16 protein-coding genes are annotated in these 21,502 nt (G+C 64.3%); 4 read left to right on the top strand and 12 right to left on the bottom strand.

Going from position 1 to position 21,502, the window contains the following annotated elements:
- Positions 1-142: 142 nt before the first annotated feature.
- The 6 genes from AC0GNR_RS16860 to AC0GNR_RS16835 all read right to left on the bottom strand — a co-directional run bounded on the left by AC0GNR_RS16860 (position 143) and on the right by AC0GNR_RS16835 (position 10,497).
- On the bottom strand, positions 143-6,511 hold the full coding sequence (locus AC0GNR_RS16860; RefSeq protein ID WP_472902057.1) for a hybrid sensor histidine kinase/response regulator: 6,369 nt from the start codon (positions 6,509-6,511) through the stop codon (positions 143-145).
- A 56-nt stretch (positions 6,512-6,567) separates the two neighbouring features.
- Positions 6,568-8,817: a methyl-accepting chemotaxis protein gene (locus AC0GNR_RS16855; protein ID WP_472902056.1), complete on the bottom strand. Its 2,250-nt coding sequence runs from the start codon at positions 8,815-8,817 to the stop codon at positions 6,568-6,570.
- Positions 8,818-8,881: 64 nt separating this feature from the next.
- Positions 8,882-9,415, bottom strand: coding sequence for a chemotaxis protein CheW (locus AC0GNR_RS16850; protein ID WP_472902055.1), 534 nt, complete (start codon positions 9,413-9,415; stop codon positions 8,882-8,884).
- Between the two features lie 44 nt (positions 9,416-9,459).
- Positions 9,460-9,825 carry a response regulator gene (locus AC0GNR_RS16845; RefSeq protein ID WP_472902054.1) on the bottom strand — a complete coding sequence of 122 codons (366 nt, stop codon included), beginning with the start codon at positions 9,823-9,825 and terminating at the stop codon, positions 9,460-9,462.
- Positions 9,825-10,220, bottom strand: coding sequence for a response regulator (locus AC0GNR_RS16840; protein ID WP_472902053.1), 396 nt, complete (start codon positions 10,218-10,220; stop codon positions 9,825-9,827). Before AC0GNR_RS16840 ends, AC0GNR_RS16845 begins: the two co-directional genes overlap by 1 nt.
- 103 nt (positions 10,221-10,323) lie before the next feature.
- Entirely contained in the window at positions 10,324-10,497 is a 174-nt protein-coding gene (locus AC0GNR_RS16835; RefSeq protein ID WP_472902052.1) for a rubredoxin, read from the bottom strand.
- A 164-nt stretch (positions 10,498-10,661) separates the two neighbouring features.
- Here AC0GNR_RS16835 and thiD point away from each other — a divergent pair, with 164 nt between their 5' ends.
- Entirely contained in the window at positions 10,662-11,597 is a 936-nt protein-coding gene (thiD, locus tag AC0GNR_RS16830) for a bifunctional hydroxymethylpyrimidine kinase/phosphomethylpyrimidine kinase (protein WP_472902051.1), read from the top strand.
- 37 nt (positions 11,598-11,634) lie between these two features.
- Complete coding sequence (gene hemL, locus AC0GNR_RS16825; protein WP_472902050.1) at positions 11,635-12,936, top strand: glutamate-1-semialdehyde 2,1-aminomutase; 1,302 nt, start codon at positions 11,635-11,637, stop codon at positions 12,934-12,936.
- 611 nt (positions 12,937-13,547) lie between these two features.
- Here the strand turns inward: hemL and purH are convergent.
- The 3 genes from purH to dusB form a co-directional block, all read right to left on the bottom strand.
- Positions 13,548-15,119: a bifunctional phosphoribosylaminoimidazolecarboxamide formyltransferase/IMP cyclohydrolase gene (gene purH, locus AC0GNR_RS16820; RefSeq protein ID WP_472902049.1), complete on the bottom strand. Its 1,572-nt coding sequence runs from the start codon at positions 15,117-15,119 to the stop codon at positions 13,548-13,550.
- A gap of 61 nt (positions 15,120-15,180) precedes the next feature.
- On the bottom strand, positions 15,181-15,414 hold the full coding sequence (locus AC0GNR_RS16815) for a helix-turn-helix domain-containing protein (protein ID WP_304835887.1): 234 nt from the start codon (positions 15,412-15,414) through the stop codon (positions 15,181-15,183).
- Positions 15,411-16,448, bottom strand: a complete 1,038-nt coding sequence (dusB, locus tag AC0GNR_RS16810; RefSeq protein ID WP_472902075.1) for a tRNA dihydrouridine synthase DusB — start codon at positions 16,446-16,448, stop codon at positions 15,411-15,413. The genes AC0GNR_RS16815 and dusB overlap by 4 nt, the downstream gene beginning before the upstream one ends.
- 139 nt (positions 16,449-16,587) lie before the next feature.
- On the opposite strand from dusB, the gene AC0GNR_RS16805 reads away from it, so the two are divergent.
- Both AC0GNR_RS16805 and AC0GNR_RS16800 read left to right on the top strand, forming a co-directional pair.
- On the top strand, positions 16,588-17,073 hold the full coding sequence (locus AC0GNR_RS16805; RefSeq protein WP_472902048.1) for a YqaA family protein: 486 nt from the start codon (positions 16,588-16,590) through the stop codon (positions 17,071-17,073).
- A gap of 99 nt (positions 17,074-17,172) precedes the next feature.
- A complete protein-coding gene (locus AC0GNR_RS16800; RefSeq protein WP_472902047.1) occupies positions 17,173-18,294 on the top strand; it encodes an MFS transporter in 1,122 nt (373 codons plus the stop codon).
- On the opposite strand, the gene AC0GNR_RS16795 is transcribed toward AC0GNR_RS16800, so the two are convergent.
- The 3 genes from AC0GNR_RS16795 to AC0GNR_RS16785 all read right to left on the bottom strand — a co-directional run.
- Positions 18,279-19,067, bottom strand: coding sequence for an RNA pseudouridine synthase (locus AC0GNR_RS16795; RefSeq protein WP_472902046.1), 789 nt, complete (start codon positions 19,065-19,067; stop codon positions 18,279-18,281). The two genes, AC0GNR_RS16800 and AC0GNR_RS16795, sit on opposite strands and share 16 nt — an antisense overlap.
- A gap of 2 nt (positions 19,068-19,069) precedes the next feature.
- On the bottom strand, positions 19,070-20,161 hold the full coding sequence (gene ychF, locus AC0GNR_RS16790; protein ID WP_472902045.1) for a redox-regulated ATPase YchF: 1,092 nt from the start codon (positions 20,159-20,161) through the stop codon (positions 19,070-19,072).
- Positions 20,162-20,515: 354 nt separating this feature from the next.
- On the bottom strand, positions 20,516-21,502 hold a 987-nt coding region (locus AC0GNR_RS16785), incomplete at its 5' end, for an IS630 family transposase (RefSeq protein WP_472901375.1).

Here is a 21,502-nt window from a genome sequence, read left to right as displayed (position 1 = left end):
ACGCGGGTCGCTGCCCCCAAAGGGGCTGACCCACCTTGGGGCGGCCCTGCGGTGGATCGCCTCAACAAAAACCCCGGCACGGTGACCGGGGTTTTTCTTGTGGGCCGACCTCCGAGCAGAGAGGACATGCCGGTGAGCGCGTTCAGGCTTCGGCGGCAATCTTGGCGTAATGCGCAATCAGCGCCAGCAACTCGTCTTCCGAATACGGCTTGCCCAGGTAGTGGTCCACACCGAGTTCGCGCGCATGTTCGCGGTGCTTCTCGGCAATGCGCGAGGTGATCATGATCACCGGCAAGGCCGACAGGCGCGGATCGCTTCGGATGTTGCGCACCAGGTCGAAGCCGTCCATGCGCGGCATTTCAATGTCGGACAGCACCACCGTGGGCCGCTCTTGCTGCAGGCGCTCCAGTGCCTGCAGGCCGTCGGCAGCGAGTGACACGCGGTAGCCTTCGCGCTGCAGCAGGCGCTGCGTGACCCGCCGCACGGTGATGGAATCGTCCACCACCAGCACCAGCGGCACCGCGTTGACCGCCATGTCCAACGGGGCCTGAGCATCGCCCGACACATGCGGCGCGTGCCGCTGCTGGCTGGCCACCCATTCGCGCACCTGTGCGCCATACACCGTGGCCAACGCCACCGGGTTGTAGATCAAAGCCACGGCACCCGAAGCGAGCACCGACATACCCGCCAAGCCAGGCAAGCGCGACAGCTGCGGCCCGAGGTTCTTCACCACCACTTCCTGGTTGCCCAGCACCTCGTCCACATGCATGGCCACGCGCTGGGCCGCGCTTCGGAAAATCACCACCGGCAAGGTGCGGCCCTGGGCCTCCAGCGACTGCGCCGACGACTGCAACAACGCACCCGCCCAATAGAACGGAACCTCTTCGCCACCCACCGTGAGGCTGCCCTTGGCGTAAGCCTGAGACAGCTCATCGCTGCTGACACGGCGCACCAGCTCCACCAGATTCGACGGCACGCCCAGCGTGAGCGGGCCCGCGCGCACCATCACCACCTGGGTCACCGCGGTGGTCAGCGGCAGCACCAGTTTGAAGCTGGTGCCCTGGCCTGGCTGGGTGCTGGTTTCAATGCGACCGCCGAGCGCCACCACATCGGTGCGCACCACGTCCATGCCAATGCCTCGGCCGGCCAGCTCAGACACCTCGCGCGCCGTGCTGAGCCCGGCGGCAAACACCAGCTGGGCCGCAGCGTCGTCGGTCAACTGGGCGCCCGGCAACACAAAGCCCTGGGCTTCGGCTTTTTCGCGCAGACGCGGCAGATCCAACCCGGCACCGTCGTCGTGGAACACCACCGACACATCGTTGAGCTCTTGCGCCAACCGAATGTCAATGCGGCCTTCAGCCGCCTTGCCTGCCGCCAGCCGGATTTCAGGCAATTCAATACCGTGTACCACGCTGTTGCGCAGCAGGTGTTCAAAAGCGGCGGTCATGCGGTCCAGCACGCCGCGGTCCATTTCAATGTGACCACCGGTGATGTCCAGCCGCACCTGCTTGCCGGTTTCTTTCGATGCCTGGCGCACCACGCGGTACAGGCGTTCGGAGATACCTTCAAATTCAACCATGCGCGTGCGCAGCAGGTCGCGCTGCAGCTCACGGGTCTGGCGCGCTTGCGCCACCAGGCCGTCTTCGGTGGATTCCACGGCGCGTTGCAGGTTGCGCTGCACCGTGGCCACGTCGTTCACCGACTCGGCCATCATGCGGGTGAGCTCTTGCACCCGGGTGAAGCGGTCAAATTCGAGCGGGTCAAACGACTGGTCGGCATCGCGCGCCTGGGCCAGCCGCGACTGCATCTGGGTTTCGGCTTGCAGTTCGATGTCGCGCAGCTGCTGGCGCAAGCGGTCCAGGTTGCCGGTCAGGTCTTTGAGCGAGCCGCGCAGGGTCACCAGCTCGGACTCCATGCGCGAGCGCGTGATCATCACCTCGCCAGTCTGGTTCACCAGCCGGTCCAGCAGCTCGGGGCGCACACGCACCGCCGCCCCCGCGCGCACCTGTACCGGCGTGGGCGCACGCGGCAGCGACAGGCCCGAGAGCCCTTGACCAGGCTCCAGGCTCGCGGCCACGGGCGCAGCCGGCGCGGGCGTCTCCACCGCCGTGGGCAACACCGGCACCATGCCAGTCCGCGCCTGCTCGGGCGCCCGCTGAACCACGCCGTGCGACTCGGGATCGGTGCGGCGCAGCAGTTCAAAGCGGGCGTTGATGGCGTCAAACGCGGCCTGCAACGGCTCCAGATCGGCGCTGCGCTGCACGTCAGACCCCAGCCGCTCGGCCGTGGTTTCCATGCGGTGCGCCATTTCGCCCAACCGCAAGGCACCCGCCAACCGCGCGCTGCCCTTGAGCGTGTGCAGGTTGCGCAACACCTCGGAACGGGCACTGCCGTTGTCCGGGCGCGCCACCCACTGACGCAAGGCACCGCCCAGCTGGGGCAGCAACTCCAGCGCCTCGTCGGCAAAAATCGGGAACAGATCCACGTCAATGGTGTCCAGCGCATCGATGTCGTCGTCGATGTCTTGCACCGGCCCAGCAGCCGGCGATCGCAGCTCGGGCAAGCCGGCAAATTCGGTGGCGGGCTCGCCAAACACCGAATCTTCAAACGCGGCTGACGGCACCGGCTCCACATCGGTGACGGAAGCGGCAGGCGCTTCTGGCGCGGCCAAGGGCTCAGCGCCCCACTGCGTGGAGAGTTCAATGTCCAGATCGGTCGCGGGCGCCTCGTCCTGCGCGTCGATGGCCTCGGGCGCCAGGCCGTCCGGCACAGGTTCGTGCACCACGCGGTACAGCGCGTCCAGCAGCTCGGGGTTGGGCTCCTTCAGGAAACCCGCCGCAAACTGGTGCAGCAGGCGCCGGATCTCTTCGGATGCGGCAACAAACAAATCGGCCTGTTCGGCCGTGGCGGGCCAGCCGGCCTGCTGGTGCAAGCCCACCGTTTCAATGGCGTGCTCCAGCGCACGGGCAATGTCGGACAGCGACTGAAAGCCCACCGTGGCCGAACTGCCGGCCAGCGAGTGGGCAAGCGCTTCGGCCGGTGCTGGCACAGGCTTGTGTCGCTCAAGCGCCCATTCGGCCAGCTCGGTCCCCAGACGGCGCGACCATTCGTCGGCTTCGTTGAGGTATACGTTGTAGAGCTTGATGCCAATGCGCAACGACCCAATGACCCGGGTTTGCTCGTCGAGGATGTCGCCATACGCCAAATCGACCGTCTCCGTGGCGGCGTCCATCGGCAGTTCGATCGGCTCGGACACGGCATCCGCTGCGTCCGGCGCAAGCGCCTCGGCATCGATCCATGACGGCCCGGACGTTGAGCCCTCGGCCGGGGCCGTTGCGGTGGCGTCCAATGCCACCCCAGGCGCTTGTTCGGCCGGGAAAGCCAGTGCATCGGCATCCAGATCGAAGTCGAAGTCCACGTCAGCAAGCTCGGGCTCGGCTTCTGTTTCAGCGGCCGTTGAAAGCCCGTCATCCAGATCCAGCGACAGGCCATCCAGCACCGAGGACAAATTCCCCAAGGGTTCAGCAGCAACCGCCGCGGGTTCATCGGGTGGCGTTTCCGCCTCGGTTTCTGCATCGGTTGAAATGGCGGGCTCGGTCTCGACGCCACCGGGCACCGGCGCGGCGGGCTCGGCAGATTGGGCGCGTGAGGACAAGGCTGCCAAGCTGCCGAAGTCGATTTCATCGAACATCGGCTGCTCTTGCACCTGACCGGCTACCTCGACAAACAGCACGTCGGCACGGTCTTCGGTGTCGTCGCCAAAAGGCGAGGTATCGACAAAATCGGCGTGCCCGTGGCTGCGGTCTTGGGCCTGCGCTGGCTCTTCTGTGTCAGCCGGCGTCTCATCGACCACCGGAAGTTCAAACGCCAAGTCGGATGGCGAGGCAACCGCCTCGGTCACATCAGGCAAAGCCTCGGCGTCGGCCGGGGTGTCTGTCGTGGACGCAGCGGGTTCTTCGGTACCCTCCCAGACATCGTTACCGACGGTCGGCAAGTCGGCCACAGGCTCGTCGGTTTCTGGCACTTGAGGCGCGGCCTGCAAGCCCAGTGGCAGGTACTGCGCCTGGTTGCGCCAGGCTTCGGCGCTGGCGCGAAACGGCTGCGCGCTCCAAGCCACATCGGTTCGGGCGGCAATGTCTTCAACCCAGCGCGACAGTGCGCCCATAGCTTCGCCGGACAGCCTGAGCATGTCGGGGTGCGCGGGCTGCTGCTCGGCCAACACGGCGTTGACCAGCTGTTCCATGGCCCAGGCAGCCTCGCCAAACTCGCCCAGCCCCACCATGCGCGAGCTGCCTTTGAGCGTGTGAAAGGCGCGGCGCAGGGTGGTGAGGTGCTCCAGATCGGCAGGCTGCACTTGCAGCAAGCCCACGGCCTCCAGACCATTGCCCACGACTTCGCGGGCCTCTTCCAAGAAAATGTCCAGCAGGTCGTCTTCTTCGTTGTCTTCGCTGGCCAGGGCGTTGGCCAGCGGGGCACTGGCGGCGGGCGCGGTCTGAGACAGATCGACCAGCGCCTGAGCGCCAGCGGCTGCGTCATCGCGCACCACGGCCTGGGCCGCATCGCGGGCGGCGCGGGCCACACCGGGCTGCTCGGCCAACGAGGCCTGGGTTGCCAGGCTGTCCAGTTGCTGGCTCAGGTCGGCCAGATTCACACCGTCCTGTACGCCCTCCACCACGCGTTGCACACCCGCACTGATGGTGTCGACGTCTTGTTGGGCCGACGGCTGGGCGGCCTCTGGGGTCAAGGTGCGGCCCATGAGCGGCAGCAACTCGCCTTTTTCTTCGTCAAACACAAACAGCTTCTTGGCCAGCGCCGGCTGGTAGTTCAGCATGTCAACCAGAAAGCTCAAGGCGCTCAGGTTGTTGCCCAACTGCTGGAAGGTGCCGGCCTCACGGGCCAAGGCTTCGTCCACTTCGGTGTCCAGAATCTGGTCCACCGTGGCACGCATGCGCGCCACCGTCTGCACCGCCTGGTCGAGCCCGAGCACGGACAGCACACCGCGCATTTGCGCCAACTGCGACACCGCCACGTGCAGGCAGCCTTTTTCGTTGGGAGCGCGGAAAAACTGGTCGAGTGATTTTTCGGCCTCACCCAGCGACACCTTGAGCTCACCCACGACGCTGCCCATGGTCTGGCGGTCGCTCACTCGGCGGTAGAGCTGCTCCATCCAGGGCGCCAGTGGCTGCGCGGGAGCACCAGCCAGCACCTGTTCCAGGCGGGCCGCCAGCGCCTGGGTGCGCTCGGTCATCTCCGCGTCGTTCGGGTCAAAATCTTCAAACGCCGCTTCCAGGTACAAGGTGGTCGTGGCCACCTCCATGGCGAGCTCGGGGCGCACGCCCATCGGTTCCTGGGCGGCTTGATCGGCTGCCTTGAGCAAGGCTTGCGCCAGCACCGTGCTGGCCGGGTGCAGCTTGAGCAGCGAATCACCAATCAGGCCGAACTGGTCAACCACCTGGCGCCCCCGGCTGGCGTCGCCACCGGAAAACAGCGACCAGGCTTCCTTGGCCGCGTTGATGCGTTTGCGCGCCTGCGCCAGGATGGCCGGGTCGTACCGACCCAGCGTCGCCAGCTGGTAGTCCACCGGCTCTGCGGCTTGCAAACCGAAGGCCTCACGCACCGCGATTAGGTGCGGGGTCTTGGCCGGCGTGGCGCCGTGGGATTGCGAACAAAAGAACAGCAGGTCGTGCAACAGGGTCTCAGACACCTGGTTTTGACCCTGCGCGAAAGAGGCAAACTGCAACAAGATGCGCGACGCCGCGCGCTTGACATACACATCGGCAGGCAGCAACTGGTGGGCCACCGCCTCAAAGTAGGCGGCTGCCACACGCCAGAAAGTTTGCGCGCGCGGCTCAGCTGCACCAGCCGACAAACCCGCGCTGAGCTTGGCCAGCTGCTGTGCACCCGCCGGGCTTTGCGTCTTGACCACCAGCAACACCAGCCGGTCAAACAGCGAACGCAAAGGTGCATCGCAGCGCAAAGGCGTGGTGTTGGCAGGCGCGGCCACATTCACGCCGCGCGGCTCATAGGGCCACAAGTCGGCCGGGTGTACCCGCTCGGCGGCGGCCAGCTCCTGCACTTCGCGGTACTGCGCAAACAGCGCCACCGGCTGCACCGGCTTGTTGTTGAGCACCGCCTCCAGGTACTCAACCAGCGCGAAGCTGGCCTGTTCGACCTTGCGCGCGGCCTCTTCGTTGCACACCAGAGGGCGCTGCACAAATCGCTGCACCGCCGCTTCCATGGCCCGCAGCACCTGGGCTGGAGCACCCAGCCCCACCATTTCGAGCGCACCCACGGCCTGGTGAATCTGCTGGCGCGCCACGCGCAACGAACTGGGGTCGACCGCTTCCAGGTCGTTGTTGCGCGATTGCTCGGTCTCACGGACGAAGCGCTTGATGGCTTTGTTCGCGGCGTCCAGCGATTTGCGCAGCTCGTCGAATACCCAGGCCAGCGGACCGAGGTCGGCGAGCGGAGCGTCCGTCTGCGAACTGTCGGTTCGGGTGGTGTCCAGCATGTTGGTGTGAGGTTGGGTCTCGAACGGGTTCTGCGCGATCAGGGTCTAACCGTACGTCAGGCGATCTTGAACCGTGCCACCGACTGGCGCAGCTCCTCGGCCATGACAGACAACTCTCGCACCTGTTGGGCCGTGGAACGCGTGCCTTCACCGGTCTGCTCGGTCACGGCAAAGATGTGCTGAATGTTGCCCGCCACCTCGTTGGCCGAATCGGCTTCGCGGGACGTGGCATTGGAAATTTGCTCGATCAGCTCGGCCAGGCGGCGCGACACCCGGTCAATTTCAGACAGCGCGGTACCGGCGTTGTCCGACAGTTTGGCCCCTTCGACCACACCCTGCGTGGAGCGCTCCATAGCGGCCACCGCGTCTTGGGTGTCGGTCTGAATGGCCTTCACCAGCGCCGCAATCTGGCGGGTGGCGTCGGCGGAGCGTTCAGCGAGTCGCTGCACCTCTTCGGCCACCACCGAGAAGCCGCGCCCGGCTTCACCAGCAGACGCGGCCTGAATGGCGGCGTTCAGCGCCAGCACGTTGGTCTGTTCGGTAATGTCAGAAATCAGCTCCGTGATTTCACCAATTTCCTGCGACGACTCACCCAGACGCTTGATGCGCTTGGAGGTTTCCTGGATCTGGTCGCGGATGGCGTTCATACCGCCAATGGCATCCTGCACCGCCTGCAAACCCGACTCGGCGGCCTGCAGCGACACACGGGCCACCGCGGCCGACTCTTGGGCCTGACCCGACACCTGGTTGATGCGCTGCGCCATGTCCACCACCGACTGACCGGTTTCGCGAATTTCGCGCAGCTGCTCGTTCGAAGCCGCCAGCAGCTCGGTGGACGTGCTTTCCACCGCCGAGGTGGTTTGCGCCACCCGTGTGGCCGTGGCCTGCACGTTGCCCACCAGCGAACGCAGTTCTTCCACCGTGTAGTTCACCGAGTCGGCGATGGCACCCGTGATGTCTTCGGTCACGGTGGCTTCTTGCGTCAGATCGCCCTCGGCCACAGTCTGCAATTCGTTCATCAACCGCAAAATGGCCGCCTGGTTGGCATCGTTGACGCGCTTGGCGTCTTGTTCCAGCGATTCGGCTGCTACCTTCTGGCCTTCGGCCACGCGCTGGCGCTGGCGGCTGTCGAGCAGCTGCACATAGGCCAGACCAGCGCCGCAAGCCAGCGCAAACAGCGCCGAAGCCAGCAGCGCCACCAAAGCCGCCCCTCCCAAGCCCGAGCGCGAAGACAGATCGCCTTGCAAGGTCTGCAGGCTCAGGCGCAGCGGCTCGCTGTCGGCAATGATGCTGGCTTGGGCTTCACGCGCCGACACCAGGCCCTGCAGGTTGCCCAGAATGGCGCCCGCTTCGGTTCGGGTTTCTTCGTACAGCGCCAGCAACGCATCAAGGCGCTCGCGAATCTGCTCGTCCGTGGCGGGGGCCAAACGCAACTCTTCGCTACCCTTGAGCAAACCCTCGGTGATTTCCTTGAAGGTGTTCAGGTCTTTGCCCAGCAAAAACACCGCCTCGGGGCTCACGCCCTCCATGGTCAGAAACTCGTTGGCCGATTTGCCGATGCGCTGCGTCAACATCACCAGCTGGCCCGAGGCAGAGATTTCAGCAGCCGGCGCGTTTTGCTGCAGCTTGAGCGATGAAATGGTTTCGGCGATTTCCAGCAAGTCAGACGACTGGCGGTTGATGGTGCGCAAGGCATTGCCCACCTGGGTCAAGATGGCTTGCTGGCTGAGCACCGCCGCAGCGTTTCGTTCAGCGGCCTCCACCTTGGGCAGCAGCGCTTCCAGCTGGCCTGCGTATTGAGGACCGAGCGAGTCAATGGACAGTTCGGCATCGCCCGCTTGCAGGCCACGCAGGTTGCGCGCCAGCACGTCAGAGCTCTCACGCACTTCCGGGAATGCCGAAGGGCTGCCAATCAGGGCCTGGGAAACGCTCTTGGCCAAGCGCTGCGACTGCATCAGCGCCTGACCGCTGGCGGCCACCTGCTGACCGATTTTTTCCGTCTGGCTCAGTGCGAAAAAAGTGACACCGCCCAGCACCACCAAACCAAACGCCAGCAAGGATGCCAACATCCGCTGGTGCTGTTCGGCCGGCTTGCGCCCGAGCAAGGGGAGCGTGACCAGGCCCGCCTGCAAAGGCATATCTTCATCACCGGCCATGCGGCTGGGAGCGAAATCGTCAGCGGACAGGTCGGGCGCCAAGCGCGCTGCAGCGAGTTCTGCCAGCTCCTGATCGGTGGCGCCGCTCAAATCGGGTTCGTCCCCGGTTTTTTTCTTGAACAGTCCCTGGATTCGATCAAGCATGGCCATGAAAAAAACCTTCCAACAGAAAACAAAGTGCGTATCACCGGCATCAGCCGACGGTTTTCAACCGTCAGGCAGCGATGGCCAGGAATTCGGGTTCGGCCGCAAGTGCCTGAAGATCAATTTCTTGCCAGGGCAGTCCCTGATGATCAACCAGACAGCGGGTGAAATAAGGGGGTGAGCCCGCAGGGGCCTCACTCAAAGCGCTGAACATGGCGGGGTTGCGCAGGCCCAGCAACCGGTCAATCCACAACACGGCGTTGACACCCAGCGCGCCATGCAGGCTGACGAGCCGCGACTCGGATGTGATCCGATCGGTCAACTGCACCGCATCGGAGGCTCGCTCAACCAGCCTCCCCAGATCGACCACGCCATGCAAGCCGCCACGCAAACTGGCCACGCCCGCATACCAGGGCTTGGTGTAAGGCACGGGCTGAACCGAAGCCCAGGGGAAGATTTCACCCGATTGCACCAACGGGAACAAATAGCGTTGGCCCCGGGCTTCCACGGCCAGCCAAGAGGCTGTGGCGGCTTCAGATTTGGCGGCGGTCAGACGCTGCGCCAGCCGTTCCTGCAAATCCCTGAGTGACTGTCGGTTGGCCATGCTGGGTGTTTATCGGGTCGCGTGCAAGGGAGTGGCGGCGCCGCTCAACCCAGCGCCCGAATCTTGGACAGCAGCTCTTCAGCGTTCACAGGCTTCGTGACGTAGTCACGCGCGCCTTGGCGCATGCCCCAGACACGGTCGGTTTCCTGATTTTTGCTGGTACACATGATGATGGGAATGCTCGAATACTGCGGGTCGCGGGCAATCGCTCGCGTCAACTGAAAACCATTCTGACCGGGCATCACCACGTCCATCAAAATCAGTTCCGGCTTTTCCTCTCCGAGCCGACGAAAGGCCTCTTCCGCATTCTCGGCGGTGCGCACGCTGTAGCCGTTTTTACCCAGCAGGTCCGACAAAACCATCAACTCGGTTTTCGAGTCGTCCACGATCAGCACTTTCTGGATGGGCATCAAACGGCTCCGGTGAGGTTGGCGCCAAACTGCTGCACCGCGTGCAACAACTGGTCTTTGGTGAAGGGCTTGGTAAGGTATTCCTGCGAGCCGACCATACGACCGCGCGCCTTGTCGAACACACCGTCTTTGGACGACAGCATCACCACGGGGATGCTGGAAAAACGGGCGTTGCGCTTGATGATGGCGCAGGTCTGGTAGCCGTCCAGCCGGGGCATGAGGATGTCGCAAAACACCAGATCGGGCTGGTAGTCGTTGATCTTGGACAAAGCATCAAAGCCGTCGTCGGCCAACAGCACTTCGTGCCCGCCCTGCTTGAGGAAAATTTCGGCGCTGCGGCGAATGGTGTTGCTGTCGTCAACCACCAGAACTTTCAGTGCGGGTGTCGTGCTCACGGTGGGGTTGCTCCAGAAAACAGGTCAGGACAGAGGCCACGCATCGGGCACACATGCCCGATGCCCGAACCGCGAAGACTCACCACGGCATGGCGAACCCGCGTCAGATTTGCACCATTTCAAAATCTTCTTTGCGCGCGCCGCACTCGGGGCAGGTCCAGTTCATGGGCACCTGCGCCCAGGGGGTTCCGGGCGCTACGCCGTGCTCGGGATCACCGGTGGCCTCGTCGTAAATCCAGCCGCAGATCAGGCACATCCAAGTCTTGGTTTCGGTCATGGTTATAGGGGGCATTGTCATAGAATGCAATCATTGTATCGACCCCCATAAGCCGCCCGCAGGCCGCTTGCAGGTCATTCATGACCGGTTGTCCGCTGGTATTTCTTTGCACGCAGGTCGGCGTCCTTTTCAAGACCCGCCCGCCCTGCTTCTCACACAGCCCCATGTCCGACACCCCTGAATCCCTTTCGCCCCCTTCGGCCGGTGTCCCCAGTGAAACCAGCCTGCCTTGTGTGATGGTGTTTAACGCCAACGATTCGAGCGGTGCAGGCGGCCTCAGCGCCGACATCACCGCCATGTCCAGCGCGTCGGCCCATGTGCTCTCCGTCGTGACCGGCGCCTACATCCGCGACACAACCGAAATCCACGACCACGTGACCTTTGACGAAGAGGCTGTGGGCGACCAGGCCCGCTGCGTGCTGGAGGACATGCCCGTGCAAGCCTTCAAAGTGGGTTTTGTGGGCAGCCCGGAAAACCTCAGCGTCATCGCCGAAATCACGTCCGACTACGCCGATGTGCCTGTGGTGACCTACATGCCCGACCTGTCGTGGTGGGACGAACTCGCCATCGAAACCTACCTGGATGCCTGCGCCGAATTGCTGCTGCCCCAGACCACCGTGCTGGTGGGCAACCACAGCACCCTGTGCCGCTGGCTGCTGCCCGAATGGGAGGGCGACCGCGCGCCGAGCCCACGCGAGATTGCGCGTGCCGCCGCCACCCACGGCGTGCCCTACACCTTGGTGACGGGTTTCAACGCGGCCGACCAATACTTGGAAAGCCACTTGGCTTCGCCCGAAACGGTGCTGGCCACCGCCCGCTACGAACGCTTCGACGCCACCTTTGCTGGCGCGGGCGACACACTGTCGGCCGCCCTGTGCGCGCTCATCGCGGGTGGTGCCGACCTGCAATCGGCCTGTGCCGAAGCCCTGACGTACTTGGACCAGTGCCTGGATGCCGGCTTTCAGCCGGGCATGGGCCACGCTGTACCCGACCGCCTGTTCTGGGCCCACGAAGACGACGATGAAGCAGACGACGCGGAGGCGTCCTCTGAAACCACACTGGATGCGGGTGACTTTCCACTGGACACCACCCGCCACTGACCCGCCACCGAACCTCACGCATCGAAGAGAAACCACCATGACCGACCGCAACCAAGAACTGTTTGAACGCGCCAAAGCCCTGATCCCCGGCGGCGTGAATTCGCCCGTGCGCGCCTTCAAGGCGGTGGGCGGCACGCCGCGTTTTGTGCAGCGTGCGCAGGGTGCCTATTTTTGGGACGCCAATGGCCAGAAATACATCGACTACATCGGTTCCTGGGGCCCGATGATCCTGGGCCATGGCCACCCGGCCGTGGTGGAAGCGGTGCAAAAGGCCGTGCTGGAAGGCTTTTCGTACGGCGCGCCGACCGAGCGCGAGGTGGAACTGGCCGAAGAAATCATCAAGCTGGTGCCCAGCATCGACATGGTGCGTCTGGTGAGTTCGGGAACCGAAGCCGGCATGAGCACCATCCGCCTGGCGCGCGGCGCCACCGGCCGCAAGAAGATCATCAAGTTCGAAGGCTGCTACCACGGCCATGCTGACGCGCTGCTGGTGAAAGCGGGCTCAGGCCTGGCCACCTTCGGCAACCCCACCAGCGCCGGCGTGCCGCCCGAGGTGGTTCAGCACACCATCGTGCTCGAATACAACAACATTGAGCAGCTTGAAGCGGCGTTCATTGAGCACGGCCCCGAAGTGGCCTGCCTGATGATCGAACCGATCGCCGGCAACATGAACTTTGTGCGCGCCAGCGTGCCGTTCATGAAGCGTTGCCGCGAACTGTGCACGCAGCACGGTGCGCTGCTGGCGTTTGACGAGGTGATGACGGGCTTCCGTGTCGCGCTCGGCGGCGCGCAGAGCGTGTATGCCCAGCTGATTCCTGGTTTCGAGCCCGACATGACGGTCATGGGCAAGGTGATCGGCGGCGGCATGCCGCTGGCGGCCTTTGGCGCCAAGCGCGCGGTGATGGAGCAACTGGCTCCGCTGGGCGGCGTGTACCAAGCTGGCACGCTGAGCGGCAACCCGGTGGCCACCGCCTGTGGCTTGGCCACGCTGAAAGAAATCCAGAAGCCTGGTTTTTATGAAGCGCTGTCTGCTACCACGCAGTCGCTGGTGAGCGGCCTGACCGCCGCCGCCACCGCAGAGGGCGTGACGATGTGCGGCGATAGCCAGGGCGGCATGTTCGGCTTCTTCCTGTTCGATGAACTGCCGCAAAACTACGCCAAGGTGATGACGACCGACGGCCCAACCTTCAACAAACTCTTCCACGGTCTGCTGGACCGCGGTGTGTACATCGCCCCGGCTTTGTACGAGGCGGGGTTCGTGAGCGCAGCGCACACGGCGCAGGACATTGCCGACACCGTTTCGGCCGCGCGCGACGTGTTCAAGCTGCTGGGCCGGTAACGGCTTTCGCCTTCTTTCGTTGTACGTTCAGTCGGCCGGTTCTTCCGGCCATTTGCTTTTGTGCTGCCCGCTGCGTTTCACGCCAACACCTCGCACCAGGTGGATGGTGGAGCTGCCGTGCTCCGGCTCACCTCGCGGGCGGCTGCTTCGGGTGCGCCTGCTTCGGTTCGTCAACGGTGTTGCTGGCACGCTGATACTGAAGCAACCGCGAATGGAGCCTGCGCCCGTCAGCCCGCACCACCCACCTTCAAATGCGTTTGGGCATGCCAACCAAAAGCCAACAGAGTGCGCGTTGGCTGCTCTTGCTGACACACCCACCCATCATCAGGGTAGGGGGTTGGGGCAGTCTGGTCGCAGGCTCCATTCGCGGTTGCCACAGACAGCGAGCGCCCAAGCCGTGTTCACGAGGAAACGCCAGCGGACCCGAACAGCGGCCCGCGAGGTGAGCCTGAGAGCGGATGCCCCGACCCCCTGCCCTCCCCCCATTTTGGCGAGAAACTGCATACGAGCGAAACCGCCGCAGAAAGAGAAAAGGGCCCCGAAGAGCCCTCACCCCAACCCGCTCCCAGAGGGAGAGGGAGCAAGACACTTCTCGCGAAGCGTCCGCTGGTTCAGTGCCTGAAGTGGCGTACGCCGCTGTACACCATCACCACACCACGTTCGTCGGCCGCGTCGATCACTTCCTGGTCGCGCATCGAGCCACCGGGTTGGATGACGCAGGTTGCGCCCGCGTCCACCACCACATCCAGCCCGTCGCGGAACGGGAAGAAAGCGTCGCTGGCCACCGCAGTGCCTTGCAGCGTCAGGTTCGCGTGGCCGGCCTTGATGCTGGCGATGCGGGCTGAATCCAGGCGGCTCATCTGGCCGGCGCCCACGCCCATGGTCATGCCGTCTTTACAAAACACGATGGCGTTGGACTTGACGTATTTCGCCACTTTCCAGGCAAACATCAGGTCGTCCAGCTGCTGTTCGGTGGGTTGCAGCTTCGTGACCACCTTCAGGTCGGCGCGCTGGAGTTCGTGGTTGTCGGCGCTCTGGATCAAGAGCCCCGAGCCGATGCGCTTGATGTCCTGGCTGTTGCGGCCAGCCGCGCCCGCGGGCAGCTCAATCTGCAGCACGCGCACATTGGCCTTGGCTTTGAAGACGGCCAGCGCTTCGGGCGTGTAGGCCGGTGCCATCAGCACCTCGACAAACTGCTTGCTGACCGCCTCGGCCGCGGCCTGGTCCACCGGGCGGTTGAAAGCGATGATGCCGCCAAAGGCGCTGGTGGGGTCGGTCTGGAAGGCCTTGCTGTAAGACTCGAGGGCGTCTTTGCCCACGGCCACACCGCAGGGGTTGGCGTGCTTGACGATCACGCACGCGGGCGCGTCAAAGCTCTTCACGCACTCCCAGGCGGCGTCGGCATCGGCAATGTTGTTGTAGCTCAGCTCTTTGCCCTGCAGCTGCTGCGCGGTCACCAGCGAGCCGGCAGCGGGGTGCAGGTCGCGGTAGAAAGCGGCCGTCTGGTGCGGGTTTTCGCCGTAGCGCAGGTCTTGCAGCTTGACGAACTGGGTGTTGCTCTGGCCGGGGTATTCGCTGCGCTGGGGCACACCCTCGGCTTGGTCGAACTGGATGCTTGAGAGGTAGTTGCTGATGGCGCCGTCGTACTGGCTGATGCGGTTGAACGCCGCCACCGACAGGGCAAACCGCGTCTTGTCGCTCAGCTTGCCGCTGGCCTTCAGTTCGTCGATCACGGCCGGGTACTGGGCGGCGTCGGTCAGCACCGCCACGTCTTTCCAGTTTTTGGCCGCACTGCGCACCATGGCCGGGCCGCCGATGTCGATGTTTTCGATCGCGTCTTCCAGCGTGCAGCCGGGCTTGGCCACGGTGGCTTCAAACGGGTACAGGTTGACGATCAGCAGGTCGATGGTGTCGATGCCATGCGCCTGCAGAGCGGCCATGTGCTCGGGTACATCGCGGCGCGCCAGCAGGCCGCCGTGCACCTTGGGGTGCAGGGTCTTCACGCGGCCGTCCAGCATTTCGGGAAAGGCCGTGACCTCGGCCACTTCGGTCACCGGCAGACCCTGCTCGGCCAGCAGCTTGGCGGTGCCGCCGGTGGATATGAGGGACACGCCCAGGCCGTGCAGGGTCTGGGCCAGTTCGACGATGCCGGTTTTGTCGGAGACGGAAATAAGTGCGCGCATGGGAAGGTTCAGCGTTGAGGGAAAAGAGTGGAGCCAGAAGACCGCAGCGAGGTGCCGAGCTTCACAGCAGGTTGTGTTCGAGCAGTTTTTTGCGCAGCGTGTTGCGGTTCAGGCCCAGCCATTGCGCCGCGCGCGACTGGTTGTTTTGGGCCTGTTCCATCACCACTTCAAGCAGCGGTTTTTCCACCGCTTTCACGAGCATGTCGTGCAGGCCCGCCGGGTCGGTGCCGTTGAGGTCGTGGAAAAAATCTTCCATGCTGGCACGAACACAGTCGTGCAGGTTGTGCTTGCTCATGCGGCCAGTTTCCAGTTGTCTTCTCGGGTCATGGTGTGCTCTGGTGCAGAAGCCCAGGCGTCGAAATGCTCGCGCACGCAGTCCAGCTGTGCCTGCGCGGTGGTGAGCGTGTTGATCTGGCGGCGAAACACCGCCGCGGCGCCACCGGGCAGGGGCAGGGCCTGTGCATACCAGCCCAGGTGCTTGCGCGCGCTGCGCACGCCGGTGAATTCGCCATACAGGCTGTAGTGGTCTTCCAGGTGGTCGAGCAACCAGGCCTTCACGTCCAGCAGGTCGGGCGGCGGCAGCTGTTCGCCGGTGGCGAGAAAGTGCGCGATCTCGCGGAAGATCCAGGGACGGCCCTGGGCAGCGCGGCCGATCATGAGGGCGTCGGCGCCGGTGCGGGCCAGCACCGCGCGGGCTTTTTCGGGGCTGTCAATGTCGCCGTTGGCCACCACCGGAATCTTCACCAGGCTCTTGATGTGGGCCACGGTGTCGTGCTCGGCAAAACCTTTGTAGCCTTGCTCGCGGGTGCGGCCATGCACAGTCAGCATCTGCACGCCCGCGGCCTCGGCGGCGAGCGCGATGGTCGGCGCATTCTTGCCTTCGGCACACCAGCCGGTGCGCATTTTCAGGGTCACGGGCACGCCGTGCGGCGCACAGGCGTTCACCACGGCTTGCACGATCTCCAGTGCCAGCGCTTCGTCCTGCATCAGGGCAGAGCCGGCCCATTTGTTGCACACTTTTTTGGCCGGGCAGCCCATGTTGATGTCAATGATTTGCGCGCCACGGTCGATGTTGTAGCGGGCGGCGTCGGCCATCATCTGCGCGTCGGTGCCCGCAATCTGCACCGCAATCGGGCCAGGCTCACCGCTGTGGTCGGCCCGGCGCGAGGTCTTCAGGCTGTCTTGCAGGTCGGGGCGCGAGGTCACCATTTCGCTCACCGCGTAGCCCGCACCCAGCCGCTTGCAGAGCTTGCGAAACGGCCGGTCCGTCACACCCGCCATGGGTGCGACAAACAAAGCGTTGGGCAGGGTGTACGGACCCAGTTGCATGGCGATGGGAGAATGGGTGGTGGTGCGCAGCCGCGCAGAGCCCGGTAAAACCTGGGCGGGAAGGATGGGCATTGTATCTGCCTGTTTTTTCAGCAGGCGATATGCTGCACCACACTTTTCTTGAGACCCTTGACCGCCCATGCCCGACTGGATCGTTTCCCTGCTGCAACTGCTCTCCCTGCCCGAGGTCGGCCTGAGCACCCTGTTTGTGGTGGCGTTCATTTCAGCCACGCTGCTGCCCATGGGCTCCGAGCCGGCGGTGTTTGCGCTCATCAAACTCAGCCCCGAACTGTTCTGGCCCGTGATCTTTGTGGCCACCGCGGGCAACACCCTGGGCGGCGCCGTCAGCTGGGCCATGGGTCTGGGCGCGCACAAAGTGGTGGACAAAGCCCGCCACACCCACACACCGCACCCACGGGCGCTGCGCTGGCTGGAGCGCTTTGGCCCCAAGGCGTGCCTGCTGTCGTGGCTGCCGGTGGTGGGCGACCCGCTGTGCGCCGTGGCCGGCTGGCTCAAGTTTCCGTTCTGGCCCTGCGTGGCCTACATGGCGGTGGGCAAGTTGGCGCGCTACCTCACCATGACGGGTGCCCTGCTCTGGGTGTTCCCGGGGGGACTCCCGTTCTGATGCCCCCGGCGCTTCGGGGCGATACTTGAACGCCCCACGCCAAGCGCCTGCCCACATGACCCACGCGACGCCGCCCTGCCGCGCGCCCTCTGGGCGCTGATGATGGGCAATTTCGTCATCGGCACTGGTGTGATGGTGGTGCCGGGCACGCTCAACGACATCAGCCAGTCGCTGGGCGTGTCCATTCCGCAGGCGGGCCAGCTCATCACGGCCGGCGCCATTTTGATGGGCCTGGGCGCACCCACCTTTGCCACCCTGGTGGCCGGCTGGGACCGCCGGCGCCTGCTCACGCTCTCGCTGGTCTGGTACGCACTGCTCATGGGCATTTGCGCGCTGGCGCCCAACTACACAGCCCTGCTGCCGCTGAGGGTGCTGGCGGTGATTTCACCGGCCATCTTCACGCCGCAGGCCGCCGCCTGCGTGGGCTTGCTGGTGCCCGCCTCGCAGCGCGGGCGGGCCATCACGTTTGTGTTTCTGGGCTGGTCGGTGGCGTCGGTCATGGGCATGCCGCTGTCGGCCTGGATCGGCGGCACGCTGGGCTGGCGCTGGGCCTTTGGCCTGGTGGCGCTGATGTCGGTCGCCAGCGCCGCCTGGGTGTGGCGCGACATGCCCAACGGCATCCGCCCAGCGGCGCTATCGCGCCAGGCCTGGGGCCAGACGCTGGGCTCGCCGGCACCCATGCTGGCGGTGGGCGTGACGCTGCTGTCCGCGTTTGCCCAGTTCACCCTGTTTTCCTACTTTGCGCCCTATCTGGTGCAAACGCTGGGCATCGGCGGCGGCACCTTGTCGCTGCTGTTTCTGTGGTTTGGCGCGTTTGGTCTGGCAGGCAACGTGGCGCTGTCGCGCTGGATCGACCGCATTGGCGCCTCGCGCGGAGCCCTGCTGATGATGGGCGGCATGGCGCTGAGCCTGCTGCTGTGGCCGCTGGGCCGCGCGGGCCTGTGGCAGCAGGCCCTGGTGCTGGTGCCCTGGGCCATTGGCTGCTTTGCCGCCAACTCGGCACAGCAGGCCCGGCTGGTCCACATGTCGCCAGCGCTGGCGCCGGCCACGGTGGCGCTGAACACGTCAGCCATGTACGCCGGCCAGGGCATGGGGGCTGCGCTGGGCGGCGTGATGATTGCGCAAGGCCAGATGCTGCGCCTGCATGAAGTGGGCCTGATGGTGATGCTGGCGGCCATGGCGCTGAGCGTCTGGGCCGCCCAAGTTCAGAAGCGCTCGTAAGGCATCAGGTAACGCCACTCGCCCACCGGCAAGCCGGCCAGGCCAATGCGACCCAGCCGCAGCCGGCGCACGGCCGTGATCTTGAGCCCGGCTCGCTCACACAGGTGTTCCACCTGGCCCGGCAGGTTGCCTTTGATGGCCAGGCGCAGCCGCAGCTCGCTCTGCCAACTGGCGCGCGCCGATGGCACCGTCCAGCCGTCGAAAAACAGCGCTTTCGACAAGGACTTGAGCACCGCATCGCGCCGGGCATCGTCTTCCAGGGCCGGGTCTTCGGCCACTTCCACCAGCCACTCGTGCTCAATCTGGGCCGACGCGTCGGTGATCTTGCGCGCCACGCTCGGGTTTTGGGTGAACACCATCAACCCGCTCATGGCGGTGGACAGTGCTGCCACCGGCAGCAGCTTGTGGCGGTGCGCCTTAAGCGGGCGCACGCCCGAGCGGTCACCCTTGAAACGGTTGGTGTTGGTGAACCATTTGGCGGCCAGCGCGTCGGGCAGAAACGGTTCGTCGGGCAGCACCCGGTTGTGCGGTTTGTGCCAGATCAGCGTGATCGACTCCAGAACCTCCATCTTGGCCTTGGGGTCCAGCACCACCGTTTGCTCGTCGCGCACGCGCTCCATGGGTTCTTCCACCACCACGCCGTCCACCCGCACCCAGCCCCCGGCGATGTAGTTTTCGGCGTCGCTGCGCGAGCAGGGCAGCTGGGCCGCCAGGCGCTTGGACAGGCGCTGGGCTTCGGGCCGCTGGGCTTCGGGCCGCTGGGCGTTGCTCATGCTCAGCTGCTGAACAAAAAGTTCAGCACGTCACCGTCTTTGACCACGTAGTCTTTGCCTTCAGCGCGCATCTTGCCGGCATCTTTCGCGCCCTGCTCGCCTTTGTAGGTGATGTAGTCGTCAAACGCGATGGTCTGGGCGCGGATGTAGCCCTTCTCAAAGTCGGTGTGGATCACGCCAGCCGCCTGCGGGCCGGTGTCACCCACATGGATGGTCCAGGCGCGCACCTCTTTCACGCCCGCGGTGAAATAGGTTTGCAGGCCCAGCAACTTGTAGGCGGCGCGAATCAGGCGGTTCAGGCCCGGCTCGCTCTGGCCCAGCTCTTCCAGAAACATCTGGCGGTCTTCGTCGATCATCTCGCTCATCTCGGCTTCGAGCTTGGCGCAAATGGCCACCACCGGCGCGTTTTGCGCGTCGGCAAATGCCTTCAGGCGGTCCAGCAGCGGGTTGTTTTCAAAGCCGTCTTCGGCCACGTTGGCCACAAACATGGCGGGCTTGGCCGTGATCAGGAAAAACTGCTTCAACAGCGGCAGTTCTTCCTTGCTGAAATCAATGGTGCGCACCGGCTTCACGTCGTTCAGCGCGGCCTGGCACTTTTCCAGAATCGCCACCAGCTTGATCGACTCCTTGTCGCCCGAGCGTGCCGTTTTTTGCACGCGGTGCAAGGCTTTTTCCACCGCCGCCAGGTCGGCCAGGCACAGCTCGGTCTGAATGACCTCGATGTCGGCGATCGGGTCGATCTTGTTGGCCACGTGGATCACGTTGTCGTCTTCAAAGCAGCGCACCACGTTGACGATGGCGTCGGTCTCACGGATATGCGCCAGAAACTTGTTGCCCAGGCCCTCGCCCGTGCTGGCACCGGCCACCAGGCCCGCGATGTCCACAAACTCCACGATGGCCGGCACGATGCGCTCGGGCGAAATGATCTCGGCCAGCTGCTGCAGGCGTGGATCGGGCACTTCCACCACGCCGGTGTTCGGCTCGATGGTGCAAAAGGGATAGTTTTCAGCTGCGATGCCGGCTTTGGTCAGCGCGTTGAAAAGGGTGGACTTGCCGACGTTGGGCAGGCCCACGATGCCGCATTGGAGACTCATGGAAATTCCTTTGAAATCAATCCCTCTTGCACCATCGAGCCCAACACGGGCGTCGTCGAGGCGCCCGATCCGCATCAAGCAGTGTGGTGTGGCAAATACACGGTTCGCGCCGGAGATCAGCGGTTTTTCTGAGGACTTTGTCCTCGTTTTGCCAAAGGGAACGTTGTCGTGATTGTACTTATCAGCGAATCCTTGCTGCTCCACAGCACCGCAAGGGATGGGCGTCTCTTGCGAGACCGAATGCTGAGCGGCTTCTGCGTGCGTATGCACGCACGCAGGCGCACTTTCAGAGTGGCAACCAGTGTGGCGGGCAAGCAATTCCGCATGACCTTATTGATCCGGCCCTGTGAAGTCTTAAGCTGCATATCGAACGTGACGGTCCTGGAAGTAGCTCATGACGCGCTCGGGGTTTTGCTCCAGCATCGCCATGTGATCGTTGGCCGCATCGCGTAGCTTGGCCTTGGTTCGCACCGGCACGCGCTTGCCCATCTCCTGCTTCAAGTCCGCATTGAGCCGCTCCTCTGGGTTGAGCTGTGGGCTGTAGCTGGGCAGGTAGAACAACTCGATCTGGTCCTGCCGCTCAGCCACCCAAGCCTTCACCAGCTTGCTGTGGTGGACCCGCAGGTTGTCCAGAATCAGAAAGACTTTTTTACCCGCGTCCTTGATCAAAGCTTGTAGGAATTCGATGAGCTTCTCAGCATCGAAAGCCTCGTCAATGATCATCCACCGCGTCTTGCCCTGGTTGGTCACCGTGGCAATCATGGAGAGCTTTTGACGGGTGCCGCCCACGGCCATGGCCACCGGTGTTTTGCCCGCTGGCGCGAAGCTCCTGCCGCGCACATCGGTGTTGACCAAGGCCGTCTCGTCGCCCCAGTGAATCTCGGCCCCCTCGGCCCTGGCGCGCTGCTCAATGCCGGGGTACTCGCCCTCCAACCAAGCCTGCACGGCAGCAGGGCTTTGCTCGTAAGCGCGCTTGATGGGCTTTTGCGGTGTGAAGCCCCAGCGGGTGAGGTACTTGCCGATGCTGCGCACTTGCAGCTTGATGCCAAATTCCTGTTCGATGAGCTGACCCACTGCGGCCCGGCTCCACAAGCTGAAATCCATCTTGAGCTGCTCGGGGCGTTTGTCGATGATCAGGCGCTGGATGGTGTCTTCCTGCGCCTGACCGAGCACCCGGCCATCGCCTCTGGCTCGTCCACGAACAGCGGGACGTATCGCACCCCAGCCGCCAGCGTCAAACAGATCGATAGCCGTTCGCACTGTCGGGTAGCTCAGCCCCGTCATCGTGACGATCTGCATGATCTTGGTGCCTTGTCTGTACAGCCTCACGACCTGTTTGCG

The organism is Hydrogenophaga sp. LT287, assembly GCF_055702805.1.
The sequence above is the reverse complement of the archived record's forward strand: the minus strand, read 5'-3'. Positions and strand labels throughout refer to the sequence as shown.